The organism is Streptomyces sp., assembly GCF_031181555.1.
Lineage (GTDB): Bacteria > Actinomycetota > Actinomycetes > Streptomycetales > Streptomycetaceae > Streptomyces > Streptomyces fimbriatus.
Map to the genome: position 1 here is coordinate 1 of NZ_JAPSKQ010000116.1, position 14,923 is coordinate 14,923.

Here is a 14,923-nt window from a genome sequence, read left to right on the forward strand (position 1 = left end):
AAGAGGCTCCGCGGATCCTCTCCCTGTGGCAGGGGTCCTGGGCTGCCGCGCTCGCCGTCGGCGTGCTGGTGTGGGGCCTGATCCTGTGGAGTGCTTTCTTCCACCGGCGCAGCCGCACCAAGGTCGAGGTTCCTCCGCAGACCCGGTACAACATGCCCATCGAGGCGCTGTACACGGTCGTCCCGCTCCTCATCGTCTCGGTGCTCTTCTACTTCACCGCCCGCGACGAATCCGAGCTGATGAGGCTCGAGAAGCAGCCCGACGTCACGATCAACGTGGTCGGCTTCCAGTGGAGCTGGTGCTTCAACTACATCGAGAACGTCGACGGTTCCACGGGTGACGCCAAGAAGTCCAAGGAACTGGACGCGATTCCGAACCGCTACAAGGACGCCTTCCCGGCGGACGCCGGCGGTGTCTACGACTGCGGTGTCCCCGGCACCCGGAACCCGCAGACCAACAACCCGGGCCCCACCCTGTGGCTGCCCGAGGGCAAGCGGGTCCGCTTCGTGCTGACCTCGCGTGACGTCATCCACTCCTTCTGGGTGGTGCCGTTCCTGATGAAGCAGGACGTCATCCCGGGCCACACCAACGCCTTCGAGGTGACCCCCAACAAGGAGGGCACCTTCCTCGGCAAGTGCGCCGAGCTCTGCGGCGTGGACCACTCCCGGATGCTGTTCAACGTCAAGGTCGTCTCCCCCGAGCGTTACGAGCAGCACCTGAAGGACCTCGTGAAGAAGGGGCAGACCGGTTACGTGCCCGCGGGCATCCCGCAGTCCGGGCCCAGCAAGAACCGGGAGTCGAACATCCTGTGAGCATCCTCAACCAACCCCAGGGTGCCGCGGCAGCAGGGTCCCACTACGAGGACCAGCTGCCGGTCCGGCGCCAGAACCGCGGCAGCGTCGTGGTCAAGTGGCTGACGACCACGGACCACAAGACGATCGGCACGCTGTACCTGGTGACGTCGTTCGCGTTCTTCGTGATCGGTGGCGTGATGGCGCTCGTCATGCGCGCCGAGCTGGCCCGGCCGGGCCTGCAGATCATGTCGAACGAGCAGTTCAACCAGGCGTTCACGATGCACGGCACGATCATGCTGCTGATGTTCGCGACGCCGCTGTTCGCCGGTTTCGCCAACTGGATCATGCCGCTGCAGATCGGCGCGCCCGACGTGGCGTTCCCGCGGCTGAACATGTTCGCCTACTGGCTGTACCTGTTCGGCTCGCTCATCGCGGTCGGCGGTTTCCTCACCCCGGACGGGGCGGCCAACTTCGGCTGGTTCGCCTACTCGCCGCTGTCGGACGCGGTCCGCTCGCCGGGCATCGGCGCCGACATGTGGATCATGGGCCTGGCGTTCTCCGGCTTCGGCACCATCCTCGGCTCGGTCAACTTCATCACCACGATCATCTGCATGCGGGCCCCCGGCATGACGATGTTCCGGATGCCGATCTTCACCTGGAACGTGCTGCTGACCGGTGTGCTGGTCCTGCTCGCCTTCCCGGTGCTGGCCGCCGCGCTGTTCGCGCTGGAGGCGGACCGCAAGTTCGGCAGCCACATCTTCGACTCGGCCAACGGCGGCGCGCTGCTGTGGCAGCACCTGTTCTGGTTCTTCGGCCACCCCGAGGTGTACATCATCGCGCTGCCGTTCTTCGGCATCATCAGTGAGGTCATCCCGGTCTTCTCCCGCAAGCCGATGTTCGGCTACATGGGCCTGATCGGCGCGACCATCGCGATCGCCGGTCTGTCGGTGACGGTGTGGGCGCACCACATGTACGTCACCGGCGGGGTGCTGCTGCCGTTCTTCTCCTTCATGACCTTCCTGATCGCGGTCCCGACCGGTGTGAAGTTCTTCAACTGGATCGGCACCATGTGGAAGGGCAGCCTCTCCTTCGAGACGCCGATGCTGTGGGCGCTGGGCTTCCTGATCACCTTCACCTTCGGTGGTCTGACCGGCGTCATCCTGGCCTCGCCGCCGCTGGACTTCCACGTCTCCGACAGCTACTTCGTGGTGGCGCACTTCCACTACGTGGTCTTCGGCACGGTGGTGTTCGCGATGTTCGCCGGCTTCCACTTCTGGTGGCCGAAGTTCACCGGCAAGATGCTCGACGAGCGCCTCGGAAAGATCACCTTCTGGACGCTGTTCATCGGCTTCCACGGCACCTTCCTGGTCCAGCACTGGCTGGGTGCCGAGGGCATGCCGCGCCGGTACGCCGACTACCTGGCGGCCGACGGCTTCACCGCCCTGAACACGGTCTCCACGATCGCCTCGTTCCTGCTCGGCCTGTCGATCCTGCCGTTCTTCTACAACATCTGGAAGACGGCCAAGTACGGCAAGCCGGTCGGCGTCGACGACCCCTGGGGCTACGGCCGCTCGCTGGAGTGGGCGACCTCCTGCCCGCCGCCGCGGCACAACTTCCTCACCCTGCCGAAGATCCGCAGCGAATCCCCGGCATTCGACCTGCACCACCCGGAGATCGCCGCGCTCGACGAGCTCGAGAACGCCGGTCACGGCGAGAAGGCCCTCGCTGGCGGCAAGGAGGCCGGCAAGTGAAGATCCAGGGCAAGATGTTCATGTGGCTGAGCGTCTTCCTCCTCATCATGGCCGTGGTCTACGGCGTGTGGTCGAAGGAGCCGGCCGGTACCACCGCCCTCTTCCTGGCCTTCGGCCTGGCCATCATGGTCGGCTTCTACCTGGGCTTCACGGCCAAGCGGGTGGACGTGGGCGCGCAGGACAACAAGGAGGCGGACGTCGCGGACGACGCCGGCGAGGTCGGGTTCTTCAGCCCGCACAGCTGGCAGCCGCTCTTCCTGGCCATCGGTGGCGCCTTCTCCTTCCTGGCCGTCGCCGTCGGCTGGTGGCTGATGTACTTCTCGCTGCCGCTGATCCTGGTCAGCATCTGGGGCTGGGTCTTCGAGTACTACCGCGGTGAGAACCGCACCCAGTAACACGCGGCACGGCACTTCGGGGCCCGGACACTCCGTCAGGAGCGTCCGGGCCCCGCTTTTGCCGCACCGGATGTCACACGTTCGGCCCGTCCGGTGCGCCGGAGCCGGCGCGGCTCCCTAGCGTGAGGTCATGAGACAGACAGAGTCCCTTCGCGGCGCGGGAACCGGCCGGAGCCGCACCGTCGCCGGCTGCACGCTGCTGGTGATCGCCCTGGGCGCGGGCGTCGCGGGCTGCGGCGCCGACGACAACCCGCTGTCCGCCGAGCCGTACGACGCGGCGGAGCAGATCTCCTTCAACGGATCCGTCGACGAGGGGAGGACGGCCGACCCCGACCGGCCCCTGGAGGTCGTCGCCGAGGACTCCGACGGGCGCATCACGGACGTCACCGCCGTGGACGCCTCGGGCCGCTACGTGGCCGGCGAACTCGCCGCCGACGGCAGCCGCTGGCACAGCACCTCGCCGCTCGCCGCGAACGCCCGGTACACGGTCCGCGTGAGCACCGAGAACGAGGACGGGCGACCGGGCCGCAAGGTCCTCTCCTTCACCACCGGCAAGCCCACCACCACCCAGCGCCTGGCCGTCACCTTCGGACCGGAGGCCGGCACCTACGGCGTCGGCCAGCCGCTCACCGCCGAGCTGAACGTGCCCGTCAGGGACCGGGCCCAGCGCGCCGTCGTGGAGCGCGCCCTGAAGGTGGACTCCACGCCCGCGGTGAGCGGCACCTGGCACTGGGTGGACGACAAGAAGCTGCACTACCGCCCGGAGGACTACTGGCCGGCCCACGCCACCGTCCGGGTGCACAGCACCCTGGAGGGCATCAAGATCAACGACCGGCTCCGGGGCGGCGCGTCCGCACCCCTGACGATCGCCATCGGCGACCGGGTCATAGCCGTCGCCGATGCCGCCGCGCACCGGCTGACGGTCCACAAGAACGGTGAGGAGATCAAGCAGATCCCCGTCACCACCGGCAAGCCCGGGTTCGAGACCCGCAACGGCGTCAAGGTCGTGCTCGGCAAGGAACGCTTCGTACGCATGCGCAGCAGCACCGTCGGCATAGCCGAGGGCTCGGCCGAGTCGTACGACCTGAACGTCGAGTTCGCCACCCGGGTGACCTGGAGCGGCGAGTACGTGCACGCCGCCCCCTGGTCCGTCGGCTCCCAGGGCTACGCCAACGTCAGCCACGGCTGCGTCGGCATGAGCACCGGGAACGCCGAGTGGTTCTTCGGGACCGTCCGTGCGGGTGACCTCGTCGAGGTGGTGAACTCGAACGGCAGCACCATGGAACCCTTCGGCAACGGCTTCGGCGACTGGAACCTCACCTGGCAGAAGTGGCGCGAGGGCAGCGCGCTGGTGGACGGGGCCCAGGGCGACCCCCGCACCGGGGAGAGGGCGCGGCTGCGTCCCCAGCCGGCGTGAGGGCACGTCCCCGGCGCGTCCCGGCCGGGTTTCCCCGAGGGGCCGCTCAGGCGCTCAGGGCGGGCTTCCGGCGCAGCAGGGAGGCCAGGGCCGAGGCGAACTCCACCGGCTCCACCGGCAGCGCCACAGCCGCCTCCGCGCGGCTCCAGGTGGCCAGCCAGGCGTCCTGGGGCCGCCCGATCAGCAGCAGCACCGGCGGGCAGTCGAAGATCTCGTCCTTGATCTGGCGGCACACCCCCATGCCGCCCATGGGCACGGCCTCGCCGTCCAGGACACAGACGTCGATGCCGCCCCGGTCCAGCTCCTTGAGGACGGCCGGTACGGTCGCGCACTCCACGAACTCCACGACGGGGACGTCCGGGGCCGGCCGCCGGCCGGTGGCGAGCCGCACCTGCTCCCGGGTGTTGGCGTCGTCGCTGTAGACCAGCACCGTGGCGGTCGCCTGCATTGTTCCTCCACGCGTCGAGAGAGGCACGGCATTGCCGGGCACTTCGGGTACCGATGGCGCGGATGCTACCCCTTCCGGCCGCCTGTCAACACTGGTTCGGACACGCCTGCGAACGGTCGTTCCCTGGGCCATCCGGGCAGTACAGGAGGGGCGAACACACCGAACGGCACCCCCCGGAGTGAGGGCGGGATAAGCGACCGACATAATGTCGGCGTGGCGACAGCAACGACAGTAGATACCGGGCACGCGCACCCGTCGGTCAACCGGCCGAACCTCACCAGCGTCGGAACCATCATCTGGCTGAGTTCCGAGCTGATGTTCTTCGCGGCCCTCTTCGCGATGTACTTCACCCTGCGATCGGTGACCGGACCCGACTTCTGGTCGGAGAAGGCCGACGCCCTGAACTTCCCGTTCTCGGCGACGAACACCACGATCCTGGTGCTCTCCTCCCTCACCTGCCAGCTCGGCGTGTTCGCCGCCGAGCGCGGTGACGTGAAGAAGCTCCGGATGTGGTTCATCGTCACCTTCATCATGGGCGCGGTCTTCATCGGCGGCCAGGTCTTCGAGTACACCGAGCTGGTCAAGCACGAGGGACTGTCCCTCTCCTCCGACCCGTACGGCTCGGTGTTCTACCTGACCACCGGCTTCCACGGCCTGCACGTGACGGGCGGTCTCATCGCCTTCCTGCTGGTCCTCGGCCGGACCTACGCGGCTCGCAGGTTCACCCACGAGCAGGCGACCGCGGCCATCGTCGTGTCCTACTACTGGCACTTCGTCGATGTCGTCTGGATCGGTCTCTTCGCCACGATCTACATGATCAAGTAACCGGGCCCGCATCCGCGCGCTCCCGAAGCGCACCCACCAGAAGCATCGACGCAGAAGATCCTGACACCGGGGTAATCCGTGAAAAAGCTCTCCGCACGACGACGCCACCCGCTGGCGGCGCTCGTCGTCCTACTCCTCGCGCTGGCATGCACCGGGGGGCTCTACGCCGTGTTCGCACCCGCGGACAAGGCGCAGGCCGACGAAACCGCCCAGTCCCTCACCATCGAGGAGGGCAAGAAGCTCTATACGGTCGGCTGCGCCAGCTGCCACGGCACCGGCGGTCAGGGGACCTCCGACGGACCGAGCCTGGTGGGCGTGGGCGCCGCGGCCGTGGACTTCCAGGTGGGCACCGGCCGCATGCCGGCCCACACCTCGCAGGCGGCGCAGATCCCGGACAAGAGGACGATCTACAGCCAGGCCGAGATCGACCAGCTGGCGGCGTACATCGCCTCCCTGGGCGCCGGCCCGGCCATCCCGACCGAGGAGCAGTACAGCCCCGAGGGCGCCGACATCGCCAAGGGCGGTGAGCTGTTCCGCAACAACTGCGCCCAGTGCCACAACTTCACCGGCAAGGGCGGCGCGCTGACGCACGGCAAGTACGCGCCGAGCCTCGAGGACGTGGACCCGAAGCACATCTACGAGGCCATGCTCACCGGCCCGCAGAACATGCCCTCCTTCCCCGACAGCACGATGTCGGAGCAGAACAAGAAGGACATCATCGCGTACCTGGGCGAGGTCAACAGCGACAAGTCCGAGAGCCCGGGCGGCATGGAGCTGGGCGGGCTCGGCCCGGTCAGCGAGGGCCTGTTCGGTTGGATCTTCGGTCTCGGCGGCCTGATCGCCGTCGCTGTGTGGGTCGCCGCTCGCACCGCAAAGGCCAAGAAGTCATGAGTAGCCAAGACAATCCCGAAAAGAACCTGCCCACGGCGCAGGACACCACCCACGGTGCGGTAGACGTCGCGGACGAGAAGCATCCGTTCGCCGACCCGGGGCTGCCGCCCCACGAGCACCGGATCCAGGACATCGACGAGCGGGCCGCCAAGCGCTCCGAGCGCACGGTCGCCCTGCTGTTCACGCTGTCGATGCTGGCCACCATCGGCTTCATCGCCTCGTTCGTGGCGATCCCGGTCGAGAAGATGGTCTACATCTTCCCGCTGGGTCGCATCAGCGCCCTGAACTTCGCGCTCGGCGTGACGCTCGGCATCGCGCTGTTCGCCATCGGCGCGGGCGCGGTCCACTGGGCCCGCACCCTGATGTCCGACGAGGAGCTGACCGACGAGCGGCACCCGATCGAGGCGCCGCCGGAGGTCCGGACCAAGGTCATGGACGACTTCCGGCAGGGTGCCAAGGAGTCGCAGCTCGGCCGGCGCAAGCTGATCCGCAACACCATGTTCGGCGCGCTCACCCTGGTGCCGCTGTCCGGCGTCGTGCTGCTGCGCGACCTCGGCCCGCTGCCCGAGGACAAGCTGCGCCACACCGCCTGGTCGAGGGGCAAGCTGCTCATCAACCAGAACACCAACGAGCCGATGCGTCCCTCGGACATCGTGGTCGGCTCGCTCACGTTCGCCAAGCCCGAGGGCCTGGACGAGCACGATCACGGCTTCAACAACGAGATCGCCAAGGCCGCCCTGATGATCGTCCGCATCCAGCCGGACGACATCAAGGACAAGCGCACGCTGGAGTGGTCGCACGAGGGCATCCTCGCGTACTCGAAGATCTGCACCCACGTCGGCTGTCCGATCTCCCTGTACGAGCAGCAGACGCACCACGTCCTGTGCCCCTGCCACCAGTCCACCTTCGACCTCTCCGACGGTGCCAAGGTGATCTTCGGTCCCGCCGGTCACCCGCTGCCGCAGCTGCGCATCGGCGTGAACGACGAGGGTTACCTCGAAGCGCTCGCCGACTTCGACGAGCCCGTCGGTCCTGCATTCTGGGAGCGCGGATGAGCACCAACACCAGCACCGAGTCCCGCTCTCGCGGGAAGGCCCCGGCCGGCGAACGCGTCGCCGACTGGGCCGACGGCCGGCTCGGGATCTACTCCCTGGCCAAGGCCAACATGCGCAAGATCTTCCCGGACCACTGGTCCTTCATGCTGGGTGAGATCTGCCTCTACAGCTTCCTGATCATCATCCTCACGGGTGTGTATCTGACGCTGTTCTTCCACCCGTCGATGAACGAGGTGGAGTACCACGGCAGCTACATCCCGATGCAGGGACAGCTGATGTCGGAGGCGTACGCCTCCACCCTGGAGATCAGCTTCGACGTGCGCGGCGGTCTGCTCATCCGGCAGATCCACCACTGGGCGGCGGTCATCTTCCTGGCCGGCATGTTCGTGCACATGATGCGCGTCTTCTTCACCGGCGCGTTCCGCAAGCCGCGCGAGATCAACTGGCTGTTCGGCTTCCTGCTGTTCGTGCTCGGCATGTTCACCGGTTTCACCGGCTACTCGCTGCCGGACGACCTGCTCTCCGGAACCGGTGTCCGCTTCACCCAGGGCGCGATCCTGTCCGTGCCGATCGTCGGCACGTACATCTCGATGTTCCTGTTCGGCGGAGAGTTCCCCGGCACCGACTTCGTCGCGCGGTTCTACTCGATCCACATCCTGCTGCTGCCGGGCATCATGCTCGGTCTCGTGGTCGCCCACCTGATCCTGGTCTTCTACCACAAGCACACGCAGTTCGCGGGTGCCGGACGGACCAACAAGAACGTCGTCGGCATGCCGCTGCTGCCGGTCTACATGGCCAAGGCGGGAGGCTTCTTCTTCCTGGTCTTCGGCTTCACCGCGCTGATCGCCGGCATCGCGTCCATCAACCCGATCTGGAACCTGGGCCCGTACCGTCCGGACATGGTCTCCACGGGCGCCCAGCCCGACTGGTACATGGGCTTCGCCGAGGGTCTGGTCCGCGCCATGCCCGGCTGGGAGATCAACTTCTGGGGCCACACCCTGGTCCTGGGCGTCTTCATCCCGCTGGTGCTGTTCGGCCTCTTCCTCGCGATCATCGCGCTCTACCCGTTCATCGAGTCCTGGATCACCGGGGACAAGCGCGAGCACCACATCCTGGACCGGCCGCGCAACGCCCCGACCCGTACGGCCTTCGGTGTCGCCTGGGTCACGGCGTACATGATCATGCTGATCGGCGGTGGCAACGACATCGTCGCCACGCACTTCAACCTCTCGATCAACGCGGTCACCTGGTTCGTCCGCATCGGCTTCTTCGCGGGACCGGTCGTCGCGTTCATCGTCACCAAGCGGATCTGCCTCGGCCTGCAGCGCCGGGACAAGGACAAGGTGCTGCACGGCCGCGAGTCGGGCATCATCAAGCGCCTGCCGCACGGTGAGTTCATCGAGGTGCACGAGCCGCTCAGCCAGGAGCAGATGTACACCCTCACGGCGCACGAGCAGTACAAGCCGGCCGAGATCGGCCCGACGGTCGACGAGAACGGCGTCAAGCGCAAGGTGAAGGGCTCCGAGAAGCTGCGCGCCAAGCTCAGCGAGGCGTACTACGGCGAGGAGTCCCAGATTCCGAAGCCCACCGTCGAGGAGTACAAGGAGATCACGAGCGGCCACGGCCACCACTGATCGCTGCGCTCGCCACGCCACGGCGAAGGGCCCCGTCCGGTGTTCGGACGGGGCCCTTCGCCGTGCCCGGTGCTGGATAGGGTGGTCCTGGAAGACTCTTCTACGACGATCAGGAGCGGCTGATGAGCGCTGTGACCCCCGCTGGAGGCGACACCGCGGCGGGCCGCTCCTGGCCCGCCCTGCTGAACGGTCTGCTGGACGGCCGGGACCTGTCCGCCGACGACACCGCCTGGGCGATGGACCTCATCATGCGCGGCGAGGCGACCGACGCGCAGATCGCCGGCTTCGCGGTGGCCCTGCGGGCCAAGGGCGAGACGGTGGAGGAGATCACCGGCTGCGTGCGGGCGATGTACGACCACGCCAGGGTGATCGAGGTGCCCGGGACGACGGTCGACATCGTCGGCACCGGCGGCGACGGCGCCAGGACGGTGAACATCTCCACGATGTCCTCGATCGTCGTGGCCGGCACCGGTGCCAAGGTCGTCAAGCACGGCAACCGGGCCGCCTCCTCCGCGTCCGGTGCCTCCGACGTCCTGGAGAAGCTCGGCGTCAACCTGGAGCTGACCCCGCAGCGGGTCGCCGAGGTCGCCGAGCAGGCCGGCATCACCTTCTGCTTCGCGGTGAAGTTCCACCCGGCGCTGCGCCACGTGGCGGCGGCCCGCGGGCAGCTGGGCATCCGCACGGTGTTCAACTTCCTCGGCCCGCTGGCCAACCCGGCGCGGGTCAAGGCCCAGGCGGTCGGGGTCGCCGACCCCAGGATGGCCCCGATCATGGCCGGGGTCTTCGCCGAGCGCGGTCACTCCTCGCTGGTGTTCCGCGGCGACGACGGCCTGGACGAGCTGACCACCACCGCCACCTCCCGGGTGTGGGTGGTCCGGGACGGCACGGTGACCGAGGAGACCTTCGACCCGCGCGACGTCGGGATCGAGCTGGTGCCGGTCGAGGCGCTGCGGGGCGCCGACGCCTCGTACAACGCCGAGGTCGCCCGCCGGCTGCTGGACGGCGAGAAGGGACCGGTGCGGGACGCGGTGCTGCTGAACTCCGCGGCGGCGCTGGTGGCGCTGGAGCCGGGCGGCGGGACCCTGACCGAGCGGATCCGGGCCGGCATGGACCGGGCCGCCGAGTCCCTCGACTCGGGGGCCGCCAAGCGGGTCCTGGAACGCTGGGTGGCCGTCAGCAACGCGTAGCGCTCCGAGCAGGGCCGAGCAAGGGGGGCGATGTCCCGCGATCCGGACACGGGTTGCGGGAGATCGCCCCCTTCCCGTACGTTCCTGTCCAGGTCATGAGCGACAGCCATGAGGCCCCGGCCGGCTGTCCGGCAACCCTCCGTCCGTGGCGGGGTGCCCCGGGTGAGGACCAGGCCGTGGGCAGCAGGGCCCAGGGCAAGCGCGGACCCCTCGCACACTGTGCAGGTGTGGGGCCAGGGGTCCTGGTCGTTCGAGGGAGCCTTCCGTTGAGCAAGCGAATGCGCTAGGGCCGCAGAGCCCCGCCTCCGCAATCCTCCTTTCTCGCTTTCCCGTCCTTTCGCGCTCGAGCGGTGCGTGCTCGCGCGGGGACCTCGCCCGCCTCTCCGGGAGTTCACCCATGCCCGTCTCCACCCTTGCCGCCGACCAGTCCGTCCGTGCGCCTCTGCCGGTTCTGGGCCGGGACGTCACCGTCCCGCTCGTCACCGGTGGCGAGGTCACCTACGCCGCGCTCGACTACGCCGCCAGCGCCCCCGCGCTCCAGCGCGTCTGGGACGACGTGGCCGCTTACGCGCCGTACTACGGCAGTGTCCACCGCGGCGCCGGATACCTCTCCCAGCTCTCCACCGACCTGTTCGAGAACGCGCGCCGGACCGTCGCCGCCTTCCTCGACTGCCGCGGTACGGACCAGGTGGTCTTCACCCGCTCCACCACCGACTCCCTCAACCTGCTCGCCGCCGCGCTCCCGGACGGCTGCGAGGTCTTCGTCTTCGAGACCGAGCACCACGCGGCCCTGCTGCCCTGGCGCGGTGCCCGGGTCACCTGCCTCGACGCCCCGAGCAGCCCGCGGCAGGCCGTCGAGACCCTGGAGCGCGCCCTCGCCGACCGCGACCCCTCCCCGAGCTCCCGGCTCCGCTCGAACAGGGGAGGCCCCGGCGGCCCCGCCCTGGTGTGCGTCACCGGCGCCTCCAACGTCACCGGCGAGCTGTGGCCCGTACGGGAACTGGCCGCCGCCGCCCACGCGCACGGCGCCCGGATCGTCCTGGACGCCGCCCAGCTGGCCCCGCACCACCCGGTGAGCGTCCGTGACCTGGATGTCGACTGGGTCGCCTTCTCCGGGCACAAGCTGTACGCCCCCTTCGGCTCCGGTGTCCTGGCCGGCCGCGCCGACTGGCTGCGGGAGGCCGAGCCGTACCTCGCGGGCGGCGGTGCCAGCCGCAGGGTCACCCGGCGCACCGACGGGGGAGTGGACGTGGAGTGGCACGACGGCGCCGCCCGCCACGAGGCCGGCTCGCCCAACGTCATCGGTGCCCACGCCATCGCGTCGGCCTGCGGGGCGCTCACCGAGGCCGGGTTCGACACGCTGCTCGCCCGCGAGGAGCACCTGATCCGCACGGTGCGCGAAGGGCTCGCGGACGTCCCCGAGGTGCGGTTCCTGTCCCTGTTCGGGGACGACGCCCCGCGCGTCGGTGTGCTCTCCTTCGTCGTCGAGGGCTGGAACAGCTCCCACTTCGCCGCCGCGCTGTCCGCCGAGTACGGCATCGGCGTGCGCGACGGGCTGTTCTGCGCCCACCCGCTGGTGCGCACGCTGCTCGGCGGCGACCCGCGGAGCCAGGGGGAGTGCGGCGCCCCCGAGGCGGCGCCCGGGGAGAAGTCCCTGAACGCCGTCCGGGTCAGCTTCGGGGCGGGCACGCCGGACGAGCACGTGGAACGGTTCGTGCGGGCGGTCAGGGAACTCGTGCGGGACGGGGCGCGGTGGGACTACCGCACGGTGGACGGGCGGTGCGTGCCCGACACGTCGGCGTGAACCGTGGCGGCCACCGCCTCGGCCGGCTCCGCGTGAACCGGTAGCCGGGCACCCAGGAGGATCATCCGCAGGGCCCGTTCCGTGGCGTCGGTGAGGAGTTCGGCGCCCCGGAGCAGGGCCTCCGCCAGGGCCATCGGGGCGGGCAGGATGCCGTGGCAGGCGTCCACGCCCGGCACGTCGTGCGCCCCTTCGCCGAGCGTCCCCGCCACGGCGAGCACCGGCCGCCCGTACAGCTTGGCGCGCCGGGCCACCTCGGCGGGCACCTTGCCGCGCGGTGTCTGGTGGTCCAGGGCGCCCTCGGCGGTGACGACCAGATCGGCGCGGGCCAGCCGGGCGTCCAGGTCGAGATGGTCCAGCAGGACCTCGAAGCGGGGGAGGAGGCGCGCGCCGAGGGCGGCGAGCCCGGCGCCGAGCCCGCCGGAGGCACCCGTGCCGGGGCCGTGGCGCAGATCGGCGCCGGTGACGGCGAGATCGCGGGTGAGGACGCGCGCCCAGTTCTCCAGTCCCGCCGACAGCTCCTCGACCTGCGCCGGGGTCGCCCCCTTCTGCGGACCGAACACCCGGGCCACGCCCCGCTCGCCGCACAGCACGTTGAAGGGGTTGCAGGCGACGAGGAGTTCCACCTCGTTCAGGCGGGGATCGAGGCCGGTCGGGTCGATGCGCGCCAGCCGCGTCAACTCGCGTCCGCCGTGCGGAAGTTCGAACCCGTCCTGGTCCAGCAGCCGGGCGCCGAGGGCCTGGAGGGCGCCCGCGCCGCCGTCGGAGGTGCCCGAGTCGCCGCAGCCGACCAGGACGCGCCGCACCCCCTGGTCGAGCGCCGCGCGGATCAGTTCGCCGACGCCGTACGTGGTCGTGGCGCCGGGGTCGCGCCGGGTGTGCGGGACCAGGGAGAGGCCCGCGACCGCCGCCATCTCCACCACCGCGGTGTCCCGGGAGCCGAGGAGCGCGAAGTGCGTGCCGACCGGTTCGCCGACCGGGCCCGTGGCGGCCAGGGCGACCAGCCGCCCGCCGGTCGCGGCGGCCAGCGCCGGGGCCGTGCCCTCGCCGCCGTCCACCAGCGGGATCCGGTCGATCTCCGCGTCCGGCAGGACCCGGCGGACACCCGCCGCGATGGCGTCGGCGGCGGCCTCGGCGGACAGCGACTCCTTGAAGCCGCTGGGGGCTACGACGACACGGGTGAGCATGGGATCACTCCTAGAGGGTCAGTACCTGGTGCGGGCGGCCTAGCGGGTCACCGGGACGCCGAGCAGCGGCCACACCGCGACGGCGAACAGCAGGACCAGGGCGGCGGTCAGCGGGGCCAGTACGGCGGACAGCCGGAGCAGGTCGCGCGGGGTGTAGGTGGGGGTGCCGGGGATCTCCGCGAAGAGCGTGACCGGCTTCGCGGAGGCCGGCAGCGTGTGGCAGAAGCCCGCCGCGGCGGTGGAGGCCAGCGCCGCGGCGACCGGGTTCACCCCGGCGCCCACGGCCGCCGCGACCACCAGCGGGACCAGCACCGAGCTGCGGGCGGAGCGGGACTGCAGGATCAGATGGGCGGCCGTGCTGGCCGCGATCACGACCGCCAGGAACATCACCGGGGTGATCCCGGCGGGCAACCCGCCGACCAGCCACTTCGCCGCCCCCGACTCGGCGAGCGCCACGCCCATCGCCATGGTCGCCGCCATGAACAGCAGCAGCGGCCAGGGCACCGTCCTCAGGGCGTCCTTCAGCCGTACGGTGCCCAGGGCCGGCGAGGCGGCGACGACCGCGCCGATCAGCGCGACCACGGCCGGCGGCACCCGGTGCAGCGGCTCGCTGCACCACAGGGCGACGACCGTGGCGAGCAGCAGGGCGCAGCGCTTCTCGGCCTGCGTCCAGGGGCCGGTGACGGGGCGGTCGCTGTGCCGCTGGATCTCCTCGGCGGTGATGTGCACCGGGCCCTTGCGGTCCGCGCGCCGGGTGGTGGTCAACAGGACCGCCTCCGCGGCGAGATGGGAGGAGGCCACGGCCAGCGGCAGCCCGAGGAGCAGCCACTGCGTGAAGCCGACCCGCTCCCCGGTGGCCTCCCACAGCACCGACACGGTGATCAGGTGCGCGCCCGCGCCGATCAGGGTCGCCACCGCCGACAGCAGGATCACGGTCGGGAACAGCAGCGCCAGCATCACCACCAGCCGCCTGCGGTCGGCGAGGGCCTTGGCGAGGGCGAGGAACACCGGCAGGGCGAGCGCGGCCCGGCCCGAGGTGGCGGGCACCGCGAACGCCGTGACGACCAGCGCGGCCGTCGTCAGGTGGACCAACTGCCGTACGCTGCGCGCCCCGCCGACCAGGAACGCCGCCGCCCGCCCCGCGAGCCCGGTCCGGGTCACCGCGGCCGCCAGCACGAACGCGCAGATCAGCAGCCACACCGTCGAGTCGCCCAGGGTGCCGAAGAGGGTGTCGCTGCTGATCACCCCGGTCACCGTCAGCGCGAGTCCGGCACCCAGCGCGATGTACGTGTCGTCGATCGGCGTACCGACCCAGGCGCAGGTCGCCAGCGCGAACACGGCGAGGGTGAGGCGCGCGTCCCCGCTCAGGCCGGGGAAGTTGCCGGGCACCGCGAGCAGCGCGCACAGCGACAGGGCCACGCACAGGGCGGCGGTCAGTCGGGGATTCAGGCTCACGTCACCGACGATTCACCCGGGCCGTGAGCCCTCGATGAGCCGAAGATGAAGGGAACTTCACCCGGCGGGCTCACCCGGCGGGC

The 14,923-nt window shown here is 70.1% G+C and carries 13 protein-coding genes and 1 riboswitch; of the genes, 10 read left to right on the forward strand and 3 right to left on the reverse strand.

Going from position 1 to position 14,923, the window contains the following annotated elements:
* The 4 genes from coxB to RIM90_RS21625 all read left to right on the forward strand — a co-directional run.
* Positions 1-812 (forward strand): cytochrome c oxidase subunit II (gene coxB, locus RIM90_RS21610; RefSeq protein WP_309062398.1); only part of this gene is annotated, 812 nt, incomplete at its 5' end.
* Positions 809-2,545, forward strand: coding sequence for a cytochrome c oxidase subunit I (ctaD, locus tag RIM90_RS21615; RefSeq protein ID WP_309062399.1), 1,737 nt, complete (start codon positions 809-811; stop codon positions 2,543-2,545). The genes coxB and ctaD, both read left to right, overlap by 4 nt.
* Positions 2,542-2,940: a cytochrome c oxidase subunit 4 gene (locus tag RIM90_RS21620; RefSeq protein ID WP_309062400.1), complete on the forward strand. Its 399-nt coding sequence runs from the start codon at positions 2,542-2,544 to the stop codon at positions 2,938-2,940. Before ctaD ends, RIM90_RS21620 begins: the two co-directional genes overlap by 4 nt.
* 130 nt (positions 2,941-3,070) lie before the next feature.
* A complete protein-coding gene (locus tag RIM90_RS21625) occupies positions 3,071-4,357 on the forward strand; it encodes an Ig-like domain-containing protein (RefSeq protein ID WP_309062401.1) in 1,287 nt (428 codons plus the stop codon).
* Positions 4,358-4,403: 46 nt separating this feature from the next.
* Here RIM90_RS21625 and RIM90_RS21630 read toward each other — a convergent pair whose 3' ends face one another.
* Complete coding sequence (locus RIM90_RS21630; protein WP_309062402.1) at positions 4,404-4,805, reverse strand: hypothetical protein; 402 nt, start codon at positions 4,803-4,805, stop codon at positions 4,404-4,406.
* Between the two features lie 213 nt (positions 4,806-5,018).
* Between RIM90_RS21630 and RIM90_RS21635 the strand changes: the two genes are divergently transcribed.
* From RIM90_RS21635 to RIM90_RS21660, 6 genes are all read left to right on the forward strand, one after another.
* Positions 5,019-5,630, forward strand: a complete 612-nt coding sequence (locus RIM90_RS21635; RefSeq protein ID WP_309062403.1) for a heme-copper oxidase subunit III — start codon at positions 5,019-5,021, stop codon at positions 5,628-5,630.
* 78 nt (positions 5,631-5,708) lie between these two features.
* The gene (locus RIM90_RS21640) at positions 5,709-6,521 is read left to right on the forward strand and encodes a c-type cytochrome (protein ID WP_309062404.1); all 813 of its coding nucleotides are present in this window, start codon (positions 5,709-5,711) and stop codon (positions 6,519-6,521) included.
* Entirely contained in the window at positions 6,518-7,576 is a 1,059-nt protein-coding gene (locus RIM90_RS21645) for a Rieske 2Fe-2S domain-containing protein (RefSeq protein ID WP_309062405.1), read from the forward strand. The genes RIM90_RS21640 and RIM90_RS21645 overlap by 4 nt, the downstream gene beginning before the upstream one ends.
* Entirely contained in the window at positions 7,573-9,210 is a 1,638-nt protein-coding gene (locus tag RIM90_RS21650) for a cytochrome bc complex cytochrome b subunit (RefSeq protein WP_309062406.1), read from the forward strand. The genes RIM90_RS21645 and RIM90_RS21650 overlap by 4 nt, the downstream gene beginning before the upstream one ends.
* 122 nt (positions 9,211-9,332) lie before the next feature.
* Complete coding sequence (gene trpD / locus RIM90_RS21655) at positions 9,333-10,397, forward strand: anthranilate phosphoribosyltransferase (protein ID WP_309062407.1); 1,065 nt, start codon at positions 9,333-9,335, stop codon at positions 10,395-10,397.
* Positions 10,398-10,488: 91 nt separating this feature from the next.
* Positions 10,489-10,605, forward strand: a riboswitch (SAM riboswitch).
* Positions 10,606-10,794: 189 nt separating this feature from the next.
* Positions 10,795-12,201: an aminotransferase class V-fold PLP-dependent enzyme gene (locus tag RIM90_RS21660; RefSeq protein ID WP_309062408.1), complete on the forward strand. Its 1,407-nt coding sequence runs from the start codon at positions 10,795-10,797 to the stop codon at positions 12,199-12,201.
* Here the strand turns inward: RIM90_RS21660 and RIM90_RS21665 are convergent.
* A complete protein-coding gene (locus RIM90_RS21665; RefSeq protein WP_309062409.1) occupies positions 12,156-13,385 on the reverse strand; it encodes a glycerate kinase in 1,230 nt (409 codons plus the stop codon). The genes RIM90_RS21660 and RIM90_RS21665 overlap by 46 nt on opposite strands.
* A gap of 39 nt (positions 13,386-13,424) precedes the next feature.
* Positions 13,425-14,840, reverse strand: coding sequence for an SLC13 family permease (locus RIM90_RS21670; protein WP_309062410.1), 1,416 nt, complete (start codon positions 14,838-14,840; stop codon positions 13,425-13,427).
* Positions 14,841-14,923 lie beyond the last annotated feature (83 nt).

Bases quoted from the DNA above. Each gene is read 5' to 3' on its own strand.
- RIM90_RS21625 (WP_309062401.1), top strand. From the start codon at position 3,071: ATGAGACAGACAGAGTCCCTTCGCGGCGCGGGAACCGGCCGGAGCCGC.
- RIM90_RS21630 (WP_309062402.1), bottom strand. From the start codon at position 4,805: ATGCAGGCGACCGCCACGGTGCTGGTCTACAGCGACGACGCCAACACC.
- RIM90_RS21645 (WP_309062405.1), top strand. From the start codon at position 6,518: ATGAGTAGCCAAGACAATCCCGAAAAGAACCTGCCCACGGCGCAGGAC.
- RIM90_RS21650 (WP_309062406.1), top strand. From the start codon at position 7,573: ATGAGCACCAACACCAGCACCGAGTCCCGCTCTCGCGGGAAGGCCCCG.
- trpD (WP_309062407.1), top strand. From the start codon at position 9,333: ATGAGCGCTGTGACCCCCGCTGGAGGCGACACCGCGGCGGGCCGCTCC.
- RIM90_RS21660 (WP_309062408.1), top strand. From the start codon at position 10,795: ATGCCCGTCTCCACCCTTGCCGCCGACCAGTCCGTCCGTGCGCCTCTG.
- RIM90_RS21665 (WP_309062409.1), bottom strand. From the start codon at position 13,385: ATGCTCACCCGTGTCGTCGTAGCCCCCAGCGGCTTCAAGGAGTCGCTG.